11 protein-coding genes are annotated in these 13,586 nt (G+C 56.7%); 5 read left to right on the plus strand and 6 right to left on the minus strand.

The genetic code is table 11. The features are described 5' to 3' along the window. The first annotated feature begins 12 nt into the window (after positions 1-12). The 5 genes from carB to folA all read left to right on the plus strand — a co-directional run bounded on the left by carB (position 13) and on the right by folA (position 6,695). Positions 13-3,237: a carbamoyl-phosphate synthase large subunit gene (gene carB / locus WM95_RS03790; RefSeq protein ID WP_045355111.1), complete on the plus strand. Its 3,225-nt coding sequence runs from the start codon at positions 13-15 to the stop codon at positions 3,235-3,237. A 138-nt stretch (positions 3,238-3,375) separates the two neighbouring features. After that, positions 3,376-3,609: a YgdI/YgdR family lipoprotein gene (locus tag WM95_RS03795; RefSeq protein ID WP_023310357.1), complete on the plus strand. Its 234-nt coding sequence runs from the start codon at positions 3,376-3,378 to the stop codon at positions 3,607-3,609. Positions 3,610-3,712: 103 nt separating this feature from the next. Then, positions 3,713-4,243 (plus strand): glutathione-regulated potassium-efflux system oxidoreductase KefF, encoded by a 531-nt coding sequence (kefF, locus tag WM95_RS03800; protein WP_023310358.1) that lies wholly within the window; start codon positions 3,713-3,715, stop codon positions 4,241-4,243. Continuing rightward, complete coding sequence (gene kefC / locus WM95_RS03805; RefSeq protein WP_063408264.1) at positions 4,236-6,101, plus strand: glutathione-regulated potassium-efflux system protein KefC; 1,866 nt, start codon at positions 4,236-4,238, stop codon at positions 6,099-6,101. Before kefF ends, kefC begins: the two co-directional genes overlap by 8 nt. 114 nt (positions 6,102-6,215) lie before the next feature. After that, on the plus strand, positions 6,216-6,695 hold the full coding sequence (gene folA / locus WM95_RS03815) for a type 3 dihydrofolate reductase (RefSeq protein ID WP_008502023.1): 480 nt from the start codon (positions 6,216-6,218) through the stop codon (positions 6,693-6,695). 39 nt (positions 6,696-6,734) lie between these two features. On the opposite strand, the gene apaH is transcribed toward folA, so the two are convergent. The 6 genes from apaH to lptD are packed head-to-tail and all read right to left on the minus strand — an operon-like array spanning position 6,735 to position 13,464. Next, complete coding sequence (apaH, locus tag WM95_RS03820; protein WP_023310360.1) at positions 6,735-7,583, minus strand: bis(5'-nucleosyl)-tetraphosphatase (symmetrical) ApaH; 849 nt, start codon at positions 7,581-7,583, stop codon at positions 6,735-6,737. A gap of 4 nt (positions 7,584-7,587) precedes the next feature. After that, the gene (gene apaG / locus WM95_RS03825; RefSeq protein ID WP_023310361.1) at positions 7,588-7,965 is read right to left on the minus strand and encodes a Co2+/Mg2+ efflux protein ApaG; all 378 of its coding nucleotides are present in this window, start codon (positions 7,963-7,965) and stop codon (positions 7,588-7,590) included. 3 nt (positions 7,966-7,968) lie between these two features. After that, positions 7,969-8,790, minus strand: coding sequence for a 16S rRNA (adenine(1518)-N(6)/adenine(1519)-N(6))-dimethyltransferase RsmA (gene rsmA / locus WM95_RS03830; protein WP_023310362.1), 822 nt, complete (start codon positions 8,788-8,790; stop codon positions 7,969-7,971). After that, the gene (gene pdxA, locus WM95_RS03835; RefSeq protein WP_063408265.1) at positions 8,787-9,773 is read right to left on the minus strand and encodes a 4-hydroxythreonine-4-phosphate dehydrogenase PdxA; all 987 of its coding nucleotides are present in this window, start codon (positions 9,771-9,773) and stop codon (positions 8,787-8,789) included. Before pdxA ends, rsmA begins: the two co-directional genes overlap by 4 nt. Further along, the gene (gene surA, locus WM95_RS03840) at positions 9,773-11,059 is read right to left on the minus strand and encodes a peptidylprolyl isomerase SurA (protein ID WP_023310364.1); all 1,287 of its coding nucleotides are present in this window, start codon (positions 11,057-11,059) and stop codon (positions 9,773-9,775) included. Before surA ends, pdxA begins: the two co-directional genes overlap by 1 nt. Before the next feature lie 53 nt (positions 11,060-11,112). Beyond that, on the minus strand, positions 11,113-13,464 hold the full coding sequence (gene lptD / locus WM95_RS03845) for an LPS assembly protein LptD (protein ID WP_045355113.1): 2,352 nt from the start codon (positions 13,462-13,464) through the stop codon (positions 11,113-11,115). Between the last annotated feature and the right edge of the window lie 122 nt (positions 13,465-13,586).

Below are 13,586 nucleotides of genomic sequence, written 5' to 3' on the forward strand. Positions count from 1 at the left end.
GCCGAGAAGACAATGCCAAAACGTACAGACATAAAAAGCATCCTGATCCTTGGCGCTGGCCCGATCGTGATCGGCCAGGCCTGCGAATTCGACTACTCCGGCGCGCAGGCGTGTAAAGCCCTGCGCGAAGAGGGTTACCGCGTAATCCTGGTAAACTCTAACCCGGCCACCATCATGACCGACCCGGAAATGGCCGATGCAACCTACATCGAGCCGATTCACTGGGAGGTGGTGCGTAAAATCATCGAGAAAGAGCGTCCGGACGCGGTGCTGCCAACCATGGGCGGCCAGACGGCGCTGAACTGTGCGCTGGAGCTGGAGCGTCAGGGCGTGCTGGAAGAGTTCGGCGTGACCATGATTGGTGCGACCGCCGACGCGATTGATAAAGCAGAAGACCGTCGCCGCTTCGACGTGGCGATGAAGAAAATCGGCCTCGACACCGCGCGTTCCGGTATCGCACACAATATGGAAGAAGCGCTGGCCGTCGCGGCTGACGTGGGCTATCCGTGCATCATCCGCCCATCGTTCACCATGGGCGGCACCGGCGGCGGTATCGCCTACAACCGCGAAGAGTTCGAAGAGATTTGCGAGCGCGGTCTGGATCTCTCCCCAACCAAAGAGCTGCTGATTGATGAATCGCTGATTGGCTGGAAAGAGTACGAGATGGAAGTGGTGCGTGATAAAAACGACAACTGCATCATCGTCTGCTCCATCGAAAACTTCGATGCGATGGGTATCCACACCGGCGACTCCATCACAGTTGCGCCAGCCCAGACCCTGACCGACAAAGAGTATCAAATCATGCGTAACGCCTCGATGGCGGTACTGCGTGAAATCGGCGTGGAAACCGGCGGTTCTAACGTGCAGTTCTCCGTGAACCCGAAAACCGGCCGTCTGATTGTTATCGAAATGAACCCGCGCGTGTCCCGTTCCTCCGCGCTGGCCTCTAAAGCGACCGGCTTCCCGATTGCGAAAGTGGCGGCGAAGCTGGCGGTGGGTTACACCCTCGACGAGCTGATGAACGACATCACCGGTGGCCGCACGCCTGCGTCCTTCGAGCCGTCCATCGACTACGTTGTCACCAAAATTCCACGCTTCAACTTCGAGAAGTTCGCAGGCGCGAACGACCGTCTGACCACCCAGATGAAATCTGTCGGTGAAGTGATGGCGATTGGCCGCACGCAGCAGGAATCCCTGCAGAAAGCGCTGCGCGGCCTCGAAGTGGGCGCGACCGGCTTCGACCCGAAAGTGAGCCTGGACGACCCGGAAGCACTGACCAAAATTCGCCGCGAGCTGAAAGACGCTGGCGCAGAGCGTATCTGGTACATCGCCGATGCCTTCCGTGCGGGCCTGTCCGTCGACGGCGTGTTCAACCTGACCAACATCGACCGCTGGTTCCTGGTGCAGATTGAAGAGCTGGTGCGTCTGGAAGAGCAGGTCGCGGAGCTGGGCATCACCGGCCTGGACGCTGATTTCCTGCGCGTGCTGAAGCGTAAAGGCTTCGCCGACGCGCGTCTGGCTAAGCTGGCGGGCGTGCGTGAAGCGGAAATCCGCAAGCTGCGCGACCAGTATGACCTGCACCCGGTCTACAAGCGCGTGGACACCTGTGCGGCAGAGTTCTCAACCGACACCGCCTACATGTACTCCACCTATGAAGACGAGTGCGAAGCGAACCCGTCCGTCGACCGCGACAAGATTATGGTGCTGGGCGGCGGTCCAAACCGTATCGGCCAGGGCATCGAGTTCGACTACTGCTGCGTACACGCCTCGCTGGCGCTGCGCGAAGACGGTTACGAGACCATCATGGTCAACTGTAACCCGGAAACCGTCTCTACCGACTACGACACCTCTGACCGCCTCTACTTCGAGCCGGTTACCCTGGAAGACGTGCTGGAAATCGTGCGCATCGAGAAGCCAAAAGGCGTTATCGTGCAGTACGGCGGCCAGACCCCGCTGAAGCTGGCGCGCGCGCTGGAAGCAGCAGGCGTGCCGGTTATCGGCACCAGCCCGGACGCGATTGACCGTGCGGAAGACCGCGAGCGTTTCCAGCAGGCGGTTGACCGTCTGAAGCTGAAACAGCCGGCGAACGCCACCGTGACCGCTATCGAACAGGCCGTTGAGAAGGCGAAAGAAATTGGCTACCCGCTGGTGGTGCGTCCTTCGTACGTGCTGGGTGGCCGCGCGATGGAAATCGTGTATGACGAAGCCGACCTGCGTCGCTACTTCCAGACCGCTGTGAGCGTCTCTAACGATGCGCCAGTGCTGCTCGACCGCTTCCTCGACGACGCGGTAGAAGTGGATGTGGACGCCATCTGCGACGGCGAAATGGTGCTGATTGGCGGCATCATGGAGCACATCGAGCAGGCTGGCGTGCACTCCGGCGACTCCGCCTGTTCTCTGCCGGCGTACACGCTGAGCCAGGAGATTCAGGACGTGATGCGCCAGCAGGTGCAGAAGTTGGCCTTCGAGCTGCAGGTTCGCGGCCTGATGAACGTCCAGTTCGCGGTGAAAGACAACGAAGTCTACCTGATTGAAGTGAACCCGCGTGCGGCACGTACCGTACCGTTCGTCTCCAAAGCCACCGGCGTACCGCTGGCGAAAGTGGCGGCGCGCGTGATGGCGGGCCAGACGCTGGCGCAGCAGGGCGTGACCAAAGAGATCATTCCACCGTACTACTCGGTGAAAGAAGTGGTGCTGCCGTTCAACAAATTCCCGGGCGTTGACCCGCTGTTAGGGCCAGAAATGCGCTCTACCGGGGAAGTGATGGGCGTGGGCCGCACCTTCGCCGAAGCGTTCGCGAAGGCGCAGCTGGGCAGTAGCTCCACCATGAGAAAATCAGGCCGTGCGCTGCTCTCCGTTCGCGAAGGCGACAAAGAGCGCGTGGTTGACCTGGCCGCCAAGCTGCTGAAACAGGGCTTCGAGCTGGACGCAACCCACGGTACGGCGATTGTGCTGGGCGAAGCCGGCATCAACCCGCGTCTGGTGAACAAGGTGCATGAAGGTCGTCCGCACATTCAGGACCGTATCAAGAATGGCGAATACACCTACATCATCAATACCACCGCAGGCCGCCAGGCGATTGAAGACTCCAAGCTGATTCGCCGCAGCGCGCTGCAGTACAAAGTGCACTACGACACCACCCTGAACGGCGGTTTCGCGACGGCCATGGCGCTGAACGCGGATGCCACCGAGAAGGTGATTTCGGTTCAGGAAATGCACGCGCAGATTAGCAAGTAAGTAAAAATGCCCGGTGCCGTTCGGTTGCCGGGCATTATCCCATCTTCAGAACCTTCTGGTTTTTCATCCGCATTCAGTCAGTTAGCCTAAAATGGTTAGGTCGATAACGAAATTCAACTGAGAGCAGGGGAAAACACCATGCAAAATAAATTACTGATCGCTTCCGTTCTGGCTGCCACGACAATGTTCACCGTTGCGGGCTGTTCGTCTAATCAGGCCGTAAAAACCACCGATGGCAAAACCATTGTCACCGACGGCAAACCGCAGGTAGATGACGATACCGGTCTGGTGTCGTATAAAAACGCCGAAACCGGTCAAACCGAGCAGATCAACCGTGACCAGGTGAAATCCATGGGCGAGCTGGATAACTAATTCAGAATTCTGACGTAAGCCCGTCAATAATATTCACTATTAGCCTGTTGAATTACTGACTACACTCTTTTGTTAAAAGAAAGCAGTAACAACAGGCTAATCAATGATTCTGATAATTTATGCCCATCCTTATCCGCAGCACTCGCATGCGAATAAGCGGATGCTTGAGCAGGTAAGGACGCTTGATAACGTAGAGATACGTTCCCTCTATCAACTTTATCCCGATTTTAATATCGATATCGCCGCCGAACAGGAGGCGCTCTCCCGTGCCGATCTGATTATCTGGCAGCACCCCATGCAGTGGTACAGCACGCCTCCGCTCCTGAAGCTGTGGATTGATAAAGTCTTCTCCCACGGCTGGGCGTACGGACACAACGGCAATGCGCTAAAAGGAAAAAGCCTGATGTGGGCGGTCACCACCGGCGGCGGTGAAAGCCATTTTGATATCGGCTCCTTCCCGGGTTTTGACGTCCTGGCGCAGCCGCTGCAGGCGACTGCGCTCTATTGCGGTCTGAACTGGCTCCCGCCTTTTGCGATGCACTGCACGTTTGTTTGCGACGATGAAACGCTGCAGGCGCAGGCTCGCCATTATAAACAACGCTTACTTGAGTGGCAGGAGACGCATCATGGATAGCCATACGCTGATACAGGCGCTGATTTACCTCGGCGCGGCGGCGCTGATTGTACCCGTGGCGGTACGCCTGGGGCTGGGCTCGGTGCTCGGCTACCTGATTGCGGGCTGCGTCATTGGGCCGTGGGGCTTTCGGCTGGTCACGGATGCCGAGGCGATTCTCCATTTCGCTGAAATCGGCGTGGTGCTGATGCTGTTTGTGATTGGCCTGGAGCTCGACCCGCAGCGGCTGTGGAAGCTTCGCGCCTCGGTATTTGGCGGCGGCGCGCTGCAGATGGTGGCCTGCGGCCTGCTGCTGGGCGGGTTCTGCATCCTGTTGGGTATGGACTGGAAAGTGGCAGAGCTCATCGGCATGACGCTGGCGCTCTCCTCGACGGCGATTGCCATGCAGGCGATGAACGAGCGAAATCTGACGGTCTCCCAGATGGGACGCAGCGCGTTCTCGGTGCTGCTGTTCCAGGACATTGCCGCTATCCCGCTGGTGGCGATGATCCCGCTGCTGGCGGCCAGCGGTTCCTCTACCACGCTGGGCGCTTTCGCGCTGTCGGCGCTGAAGGTGGCGGGCGCGCTGGCGCTGGTGGTGCTGCTTGGCCGCTACGTGACCCGCCCGCTGCTGCGGTTTGTTGCCCGCTCTGGCCTGCGTGAAGTGTTCAGCGCCGTGGCGCTGTTCCTGGTGTTTGGCTTCGGTCTGCTGCTGGAGGAAGCCGGGCTGTCGATGGCGATGGGGGCGTTCCTCGCAGGCGTTCTGCTGGCGAGCTCTGAATACCGTCACGCGCTGGAAAGCGATATCGAGCCGTTCAAAGGACTGCTGCTGGGGCTGTTTTTCATCGGCGTCGGAATGTCCGTCGACTTCGGCACGCTGGTGACGCACCCGCTGCGGATCGTCATCCTGCTCGTCGGCTTCCTGGTCATTAAAATGGTGATGCTGTGGCTGATTGCTCGCCCACTGAACGTGCCGGGCAGGCAGCGCCGCTGGTTCGCCGTGCTGCTGGGTCAGGGAAGCGAATTTGCGTTCGTGGTCTTTGGCGCCGCGCAGATGGCAAATGTGCTCGATCCCGAGTGGGCGAAGGCGCTGACGCTGGCGGTGGCACTGTCGATGGCGGCGACGCCGGTGCTGCTGGTGGTGCTGACGCGCCTGGAAAAATCGGGCAGCGAGCAGGAGCGCGAGGCCGACGAGATCGACGAGGAGCAGCCGCGCGTCATCATCGCCGGATTTGGCCGCTACGGGCAGATCGTGGGTCGTTTACTGCTGTCGAGCGGGGTGAAAATGGTCATCCTCGATCACGATCCCGACCATGTCGATACCCTGCGTAAATTTGACATGAAGGTGTTTTACGGGGATGCGACCCGCGTCGATCTGCTGGAATCCGCCGGGGCGGCAAAAGCCGAGGTGTTGATTAACGCGATTGACGATCCGGAAACCAGCATGCAGATGGTGGAACTGGTAAAAGAGCATTTTCCGGCGCTGACTATTATCTCCCGCGCGCGCGATGTGGATCACTACATCCGGCTGCGGCAGGCGGGCGTAGAGGCGCCTGAACGTGAAACGTTCGAAGGTGCGCTGAAGTCTGGCCGAGTGGCGCTGGAAAACCTGGGGCTCGGGGCGTATGAAGCGCGTGAGCGTGCAGACCTGTTCCGCCGCTTTAATACCGGGATGGTTGAAGAGATGGCGGCGATGGCCGGCAGTACGGCCACCGAGCGCGCGGCGGTGTTCAAACGCACCAGCGCGATGCTGACGGAAATCATTAACGAGGACCGTAACCACCTGTCGCTGATCCAGCGCCATGGCTGGCAGGGCACGGAAGAGGGCAAGCATACCGGCGATCCGGCTGACGAGCCCGAGAGTAAACCTTCCGCGTGAAGTGGAGTTGCCAGCAATATTAAAAAATTTCTTTATCTTTACCCTGCCGCCAGTCGACGAAAGATTAAGCTTTCCGTATAGTGGCGGCAATTTTTTGCATCCGGGAAATTTTCAATGATCAGTCTGATTGCAGCGCTGGCGGTGGACCGCGTTATCGGTATGGAAAATGCCATGCCGTGGAACCTGCCTGCCGATCTCGCATGGTTTAAACGTACTACGTTAAACAAGCCGGTAGTGATGGGCCGCCTGACCTGGGAGTCGATTGGTCGTCCATTGCCGGGTCGTAAGAATATCGTTATCAGCAGCCAGCCGGGCACTGACGATCGCGTCGAATGGGTAAAATCAGTAGACGAGGCGATTGCTGCATGCGGCAATGCCGAAGAGATCATGGTGATTGGCGGTGGGCGCGTGTACGAGCAGTTCCTGCCAAAAGCGCAGAAGCTGTATCTGACCCACATTGATGCAGAAGTGGAAGGGGATACCCATTTCCCGGACTACGATCCGGACGAGTGGGAATCGGTATTCAGCGAATTCCACGACGCGGATGCACAGAACTCCCACAGCTACTGCTTCGAGATTCTGGAACGTCGTTAAGTGATTTTCCCTCTCCCGGCCGGGAGAGGGAATAGCGTATCAGGAGGCAACGGCCTCACTTTCTCCTAAGTCCAGCTGTCGGTTGGACGGCTGCACAAAGTAAGCTTTATCTTCCCAGCGTAAGCAGGTTAACTCTCCGCCCCAGCAGCATCCGGTATCCAGACCGTAAATCCCTTCCGGTGTTCCTTTTCCTTCCAGCGCAGCCCAGTGACCAAATACCACGCTGTACTCGCTGGTCACCGGTCCCGGAATGGCAAACCACGGTTTCAGCGGAGCGGGCGCGCTTTCCGGCGTCTCTTTGGAATACATGTCCAGCTGTCCGTTCGGGAAGCAGAAGCGCATGCGGGTGAACGCGTTGGTGATAAAGCGCAGACGGGCCAGACCGCTGAGATCCTCGCTCCAGTGGTTCGGCATATCGCCGTACATGGCATCGAGGAAGAAAGGATACGAGTCGCTCGCCAGCACCGCCTCAACGTCACGCGCGCAGGTTTTCGCCGTCTCAAGATCCCATTGTGGCGTGATCCCGGCATGCGCCATGACCAGCTTTTTCTCTTCGTCGATCTGCAGCAGGGGCTGACGGCGCAGCCAGTTAATCAGATCGTCTGCGTCCGGCGCATCCAGCAGTGGGGTGAGGCGATCTTTAGGTTTGTTGCGGCTGATCCCGGCGAAAACCGCCAGCAGATGCAGATCGTGATTGCCCAGCACCATGCGGACGCTGTCGCCCAGCGATTTGACGAAACGTAATACTTCAAGGGAGCCGGGGCCACGCGCGACTAAATCGCCCGTCAGCCAGAGCGTGTCCTGTCCTGGCGTAAAGTCGACCTGTTTTAACAATGCGATCAGTTCATCGTAGCAACCGTGAACGTCGCCAATCAGATATGTAGACATTAGATTAATGAATGAGTGTGGTTACGGCGAGACGGAACACAGGAATGGCAACGCGGAAATCATTGCCATCGACGTCGACCATTTCATAATGGCCTTGCATGGTACCCATCGGCGTTTCAATCACCGCGCCGCTGGTGTACTGGTACTCTTCGCCAGGAGCGATGTGGGGCTGTTCACCAACCACACCTTCGCCCTGAACTTCAATTTCGCGGCCATTGCCGTTAGTGATAAGCCAGTAGCGCCCGCGCAGCTGCACGGGCATCCGCCCCAGATTGCGAATGGTCACGGTGTAAGCGAAAACAAAACGTTCTTCGTCCGGTGAGGACTGTGATTCAACATAGACGCTTTGTACATGGACACATACGCGGGGCGAATCAATCATGGCTTAACTCTCCTTCGGCGGCGCATTATCGCTGATGTAATTAGCCAGCTTGCAGTACTGCTCTACGGAAATGTTCTCTGCACGCATTGCCGGGTCGATCCCCAGCTCGGCTAACACCTCAACGGTAAACGAATTGCTCAGGCTGTTACGGATCGTTTTACGGCGCTGGTTAAAGGCTTCTGTAGTAATGCGGCTCAGCACGCGCAGATCTTTAACCGGATACGGTTTCGTCTTGTGCGGCACGAGGCGCACAACCGCTGAATCCACTTTCGGTGGTGGTGTGAACGCTGACGGCGGTACTTCGAGTACCGGGATCACGTTGCAGTAATACTGTGCCATCACGCTTAAACGACCATACGCTTTACTGTTCGGGCCTGCAACCAGACGGTTAACAACCTCTTTTTGCAACATGAAGTGCATGTCGGCAATGGCATCAGTATAGCTAAAGAGGTGGAACATGAGCGGCGTGGAGATGTTGTACGGCAGGTTGCCGAAGACGCGCAGCGGCTGGCCCATTTTTTCGGACAGCTCGCCAAAGTTCATGGTCATGGCGTCCTGCTGATAGATGGTCAGCTTCGGCCCGAGGAACGGGTGCGTTTGCAGGCGTGCGGCCAGATCGCGGTCCAGTTCGATGACGGTCAGCTCGTCGAGGCGTTCGCCTACCGGCTCGGTCAGCGCGGCAAGGCCCGGGCCGATTTCGACCATCGCCTGACCCTTTTGCGGATTAATAGCCGAGACAATGCTTTCGATCACGAACTGATCGTTAAGGAAGTTTTGCCCGAAACGTTTACGGGCTAAGTGGCCCTGATGGACTCGATTAGTCATTGAGTATTAACAATCATTTTGATGGCGAGATTAAGCGCCGTAATAAAACTGCCGACATCCGCTTTCCCCTGGCCTGCCAGATCCAGCGCAGTACCGTGGTCAACGGACGTTCGAATAAAGGGTAAACCGAGGGTGATATTCACCCCGCGGCCAAAGCCCTGGTATTTTAGCACGGGCAGGCCCTGATCGTGGTACATCGCGAGCACGGCGTCGGCATTATCCAGGTATTTCGGCTGGAAAAGGGTATCTGCAGGCAGCGGCCCGCTGAGGTTCATCCCCTTCGCCCGCATTTCGTTGAGTACCGGAATGATGGTGTCGATCTCTTCGGTGCCCATGTGCCCGCCTTCACCGGCGTGCGGATTCAGGCCGCAGACCAGCACGTGCGGTTGCGGGATCCCAAACTTTGTCTGCAGATCGTGATGCAAAATCCCGATGATCTCGCGCAGGAGTTCAGGGGTGATCGCGTCAGGAATGGCTTTGATCGGCAGATGGGTGGTCACCAGCGCAACGCGCATCTCCTCCGTCGCCAGCATCATCACCACTTTCGGGCTGTGCGAGCGCTCTTCGAAGAATTCCGTATGCCCGGTAAAGGGTATACCCGCTTCGTTGATGACGCCTTTGTGGACGGGGCCGGTGATCAGAGCGGCAAATTCGCCCTTCAGGCAACCGTCGCAGGCGCGCGCAAGAGTTTCAACGACATAGTGACCGTTTTCCGTACTGAGCTGGCCCGGGATGACCGGCGTACGAAGGGGAATGGAAAGAAGGGTGAGCGTACCGGCTTGCTGGGGTGCAGGCTGTTGGCCTTCAACGTAAGGGATGAGCGTTAAAGGCAGACCGAGCAGCGTTGCCCGGTCTTGTAACAGTGTTGCATCGGCGCAGACAACCAGTTCTACCGGCCAGCTGCGCTGGGCGAGCTGGACAACGAGGTCAGGCCCAATCCCGGCGGGTTCGCCGGGCGTGATAACAACACGATGCTGTTTCATTAGTTGCTCAAAACTTTCACGTAAGCGCTGGCGCGTTGTTCCTGCATCCAGGTTGCTGCTTCTTCAGAGAACTTACGGTTAAACAGCATACGGTAGGCTCTGTCTTTCTGTGCCGCATCCGTTTTATCAACGTTACGGGTGTCCATCAGCTCGATCAGATGCCAGCCGAATGAAGAGTGGACCGGCGCGCTGATCTGGCCTTTGTTCAGCTTCATCAACGCATCGCGGAAGGCAGGATCGTAGATATCCGCAGCCGCCCAGCCCAGGTCGCCGCCCTGGTTAGCAGAGCCTGGATCCTGAGAGAACTCTTTTGCTGCTTTCGCAAATGAGGTTTTACCGCTCTTAATGTCAGCTGCGATCTGTTCCAGCTTCACACGCGCCTGATCGTCAGTCATGATCGGTGACGGTTTCAGAAGAATGTGGCGAGCGTGAACTTCGGTGACGGAGATATTTTGGCTCTGACCGCGCAGATCGTTCACCTTCAGAATGTGGAAGCCCACGCCTGAACGGATAGGACCGACGATATCCCCTTTCTTCGCCGTGCTCAGCGCCTGGGCAAAGATGGATGGCAGCTCCTGAATACGGCCCCAGCCCATCTGGCCGCCTTTCAGCGCCTGTTGGTCAGCGGAGTAGGTGATTGCCAGCTTGCCAAAGTCGCCGCCGTTACGCGCCTGTTCAACAATAGAACGCGCCTGGCTTTCGGCTTCCGCAGCCTGATCGGACGTTGGGTTCTCTGGCAGTGGGATCAGAATGTGGCTCAGGTTCAGCTCTGTGCTCGCATCGTTCTGGTTACCCACCTGTTTTGCCAGCGCGTCGACTTCCTGAGGCAGGATGGTTACGCGGCGGCGCACTTCGTTGTTACGCACTTCCGAAATCAGCATCTCTTTACGGATCTGGTTACGGTAGGTGGCGTAGCTGATGCCGTCATAGGCCAGGCGGCTGCGCATCTGGTCTAAAGACATATTGTTCTGCTTCGCGATGTTAGCGATCGCCTGATCGAGCTGCTCGTCAGTGACCTTCACACCCATTTTCTGCCCCATCTGCAGAACGATCTGATCCATGATCAGACGCTCCAGGATCTGGTGGCGCAGCGTGGCGTCATCCGGAAGCTGTTGACCGGCTTCGCCCGAATTGAGCTTCACCGATTTCATCAGACCGTCAACGTCACTTTCAAGCACGACGCCGTTGTTCACCACAGCAGCGACTTTATCAACAACCTGGGGGGCCGCGAAGCTGGTATTCGCAACCATAGCGACACCGAGCAGCAGCGTTTTCCAGTTCTTCATACTTTTTCCATTTCAATTAACCGCAAAGCGGATTACGTTGCAAATCAAGCACATTACAAGGCGCTACTGTACGGCAGAATATTCGAGCGCAGCATTTTCTGCGTACCCAGACCGTAGTTGGAACTCAGGCCGCGTAACTCGAAGTTAAAGCCAATCACGTTATCGTATTTGCTCTGATTGTTTTGAGTATCCCAGCCGTTAAGCTTGCGTTCGTAGCCGACACGCAGCGCGTAACAGCAGGAGTTATATTGCAGACCCACCATCTGGTCAGCAGGTTTATTGGCGTTAGTGTCGAAGTAGTATGCGCCTACGATTGACCAGCGGTCGGCGATTGGCCAACTCGCTGCGCCACCCACCTGCGAGATACCGTCTTTATACTGTTCTGCACCAGCATATGATGGCAATGTTGCCTGAATATATTCCGGGCTGGCGTAACGATAAGTCAACTGCACCATACGGTCTTCATCGCGACGGTACTCAATAGCCGCACTACTTGTGGCAATATTATCGAGGCGAGTGTCATATTGCACACCACCGCGAAGACCCCAACGATCGGTCATACGCCAGTAAGTATCTCCCGCCCAGACCAGCGATCCCGTTTTGTTATCTTTCTCCCAGTTAATGTTGTCATCACCGGTGCGTGACTCGGTGAAATAGTAGATTTGACCAACAGAAACGTTAAAACGTTCCACGGCAGCATCATCATAAACACGTGTTGTGACGCCGGTCGTTAACTGGTTAGCAGACGCGATGCGGTCAAGACCGCCGTAAGTACGGTCACGGAACAGGCCGCTGTAGTCAGACTGCAGTAAAGAGGAGTCGTAGTTCTGGATTTTGCTCTGGTCGCGATACGGCACGTACAAATACTGCATACGCGGTTCAAGCGTTTGGGTATAACCATCCGCCAGCAGAGCCATATCACGTTCGAAGATCAGCTTCCCGTCCATTTTGAACTGCGGAAGCGTTCGGTTGACCGACTCCTCAAGGTTGGCATTTCTACTGGCATTGTAATTATCGATATTTTTTTGCTGATAGTGAGTCGCCATCAGCTTGGCTTCGGTATTCAGGCTCGCCCAGTCGTTAGACCACGGCAGATTGATCGTCGGCTCAAGGTGAACACGCGTCGCTTCAGGCATGTCCGAATCCGTGTTAACGAAATGTACCGCCTGAGCGTAAACCCGGGTGTCGAATGGACCCACGTCATTCTGATACCAGTTAACGTCCAGCTGTGGCTCTGCCCCATATGTAGGCGTGGACTGGTCAGAAAATACCTGGAATTGCTTGGTCGAGACGGTTGCGTCAAAGTTCTGTACCGCATAGCCTACGCTGAATTTCTGCGTGGCATAGCCATCGGTACTTGAGCCGTATTTGGACGAGAAGTCATTAAAATAAGACGAATCGCTAACTTTGGTGTAGTCAACATTAAAGCGCCATACCTGATCCATTACCCCGGCATGCTGCCAGTAATACATCCAACGGTGTTTATCGCCTTCGGTCGGATGCTCGTCCTGGAAGACTTTATCCGACGGCAGATAATCCAGCTCCATCAGACCCGCACCGGCGTGGGTCAGATAGCGGAACTCGTTCTCCCACATGATGTTGCCGCGCTTGTGGATATAGTGCGGCGTGATCGTCGCATCCATGTTTGGCGCGATGTTCCAGTAATACGGCAGGTAGAACTCAAAGTAGTTCGACGTGCTGTACTTGGCATTCGGGATCAGGAAACCGGAGCGACGTTTGTCACCGACGGGAAGCTGCAGATAAGGGCTGTAGAATATGGGTACTGGACCCAGCTTAAAGCGGGCGTTCCAGATCTCTGCGACCTGTTCTTCGCGGTCATGGATAACCTCGCTCCCAACCACGCTCCAGGTATTTGAACCCGGCAGACATGATGTGAACGTACCGTTTTCCAGGATCGTATAGCGGTTTTCACCGCGCTGTTTCATCAGGTCAGCGTCGCCGCGCCCCTGGCGACCCACCATCTGGTAATCACCTTTCCAGACGTTAGTATCTTTAGTATTCAGATTTGACCAGGCTTTCGGACCTTTCAGGATGACCTGATTGTCGTCATAGTGCACATTACCCAGCGCATCCACCGTTCGTACCGGCTCGGCCGCACCTTCCGGCTGCTTCTGGTGCAGCTGCACTTCGTCTGCCTGCAGGCGGCTATTGCCCTGGTTAATATCTACATTGCCCGTAAACGTGGCATTGTCAGGGTAAGTCCCTTTCGAACTGTCGGCAGTAATGGTTACCGGCAAGCTATTTGTATCGCCACTCACCAGTGGGCGATTATAACTTGGGACGCCAAGCATACACTGCGAGGCGAGATCGGCCGCCAGCCCCTGTTGACTGTACAGGGCGGAGCCAATCATTGTGGCCAGGAGGGTGGGGATACGTTTTTTCATACGTTGTATTTTATTGTTCCGTCATCAGTGGCTACGGCTTACAAACGCTCAGAGACTATCTTACTCATTCGCGCAGTACCAGCGTTAATCCTGCCCGTTTGCGTGCCAGAGTGTTAGGCTCG

The sequence above is a fragment of the Enterobacter cloacae complex sp. ECNIH7 genome (genome assembly GCF_002208095.1).
Lineage (GTDB): Bacteria > Pseudomonadota > Gammaproteobacteria > Enterobacterales > Enterobacteriaceae > Enterobacter > Enterobacter cloacae_M.

What these genes read in the sequence shown, in the direction of transcription:
- carB (WP_045355111.1), top strand. Translation starts at nt 13, where the DNA reads ATGCCAAAACGTACAGACATAAAAAGCATCCTGATCCTTGGCGCTGGC.
- WM95_RS03795 (WP_023310357.1), top strand. Translation starts at nt 3,376, where the DNA reads ATGCAAAATAAATTACTGATCGCTTCCGTTCTGGCTGCCACGACAATG.
- kefF (WP_023310358.1), top strand. Translation starts at nt 3,713, where the DNA reads ATGATTCTGATAATTTATGCCCATCCTTATCCGCAGCACTCGCATGCG.
- kefC (WP_063408264.1), top strand. Translation starts at nt 4,236, where the DNA reads ATGGATAGCCATACGCTGATACAGGCGCTGATTTACCTCGGCGCGGCG.
- folA (WP_008502023.1), top strand. Translation starts at nt 6,216, where the DNA reads ATGATCAGTCTGATTGCAGCGCTGGCGGTGGACCGCGTTATCGGTATG.
- apaH (WP_023310360.1), bottom strand. Translation starts at nt 7,583, where the DNA reads ATGTCTACATATCTGATTGGCGACGTTCACGGTTGCTACGATGAACTG.
- apaG (WP_023310361.1), bottom strand. Translation starts at nt 7,965, where the DNA reads ATGATTGATTCGCCCCGCGTATGTGTCCATGTACAAAGCGTCTATGTT.
- rsmA (WP_023310362.1), bottom strand. Translation starts at nt 8,790, where the DNA reads ATGACTAATCGAGTCCATCAGGGCCACTTAGCCCGTAAACGTTTCGGG.
- pdxA (WP_063408265.1), bottom strand. Translation starts at nt 9,773, where the DNA reads ATGAAACAGCATCGTGTTGTTATCACGCCCGGCGAACCCGCCGGGATT.
- surA (WP_023310364.1), bottom strand. Translation starts at nt 11,059, where the DNA reads ATGAAGAACTGGAAAACGCTGCTGCTCGGTGTCGCTATGGTTGCGAAT.
- lptD (WP_045355113.1), bottom strand. Translation starts at nt 13,464, where the DNA reads ATGAAAAAACGTATCCCCACCCTCCTGGCCACAATGATTGGCTCCGCC.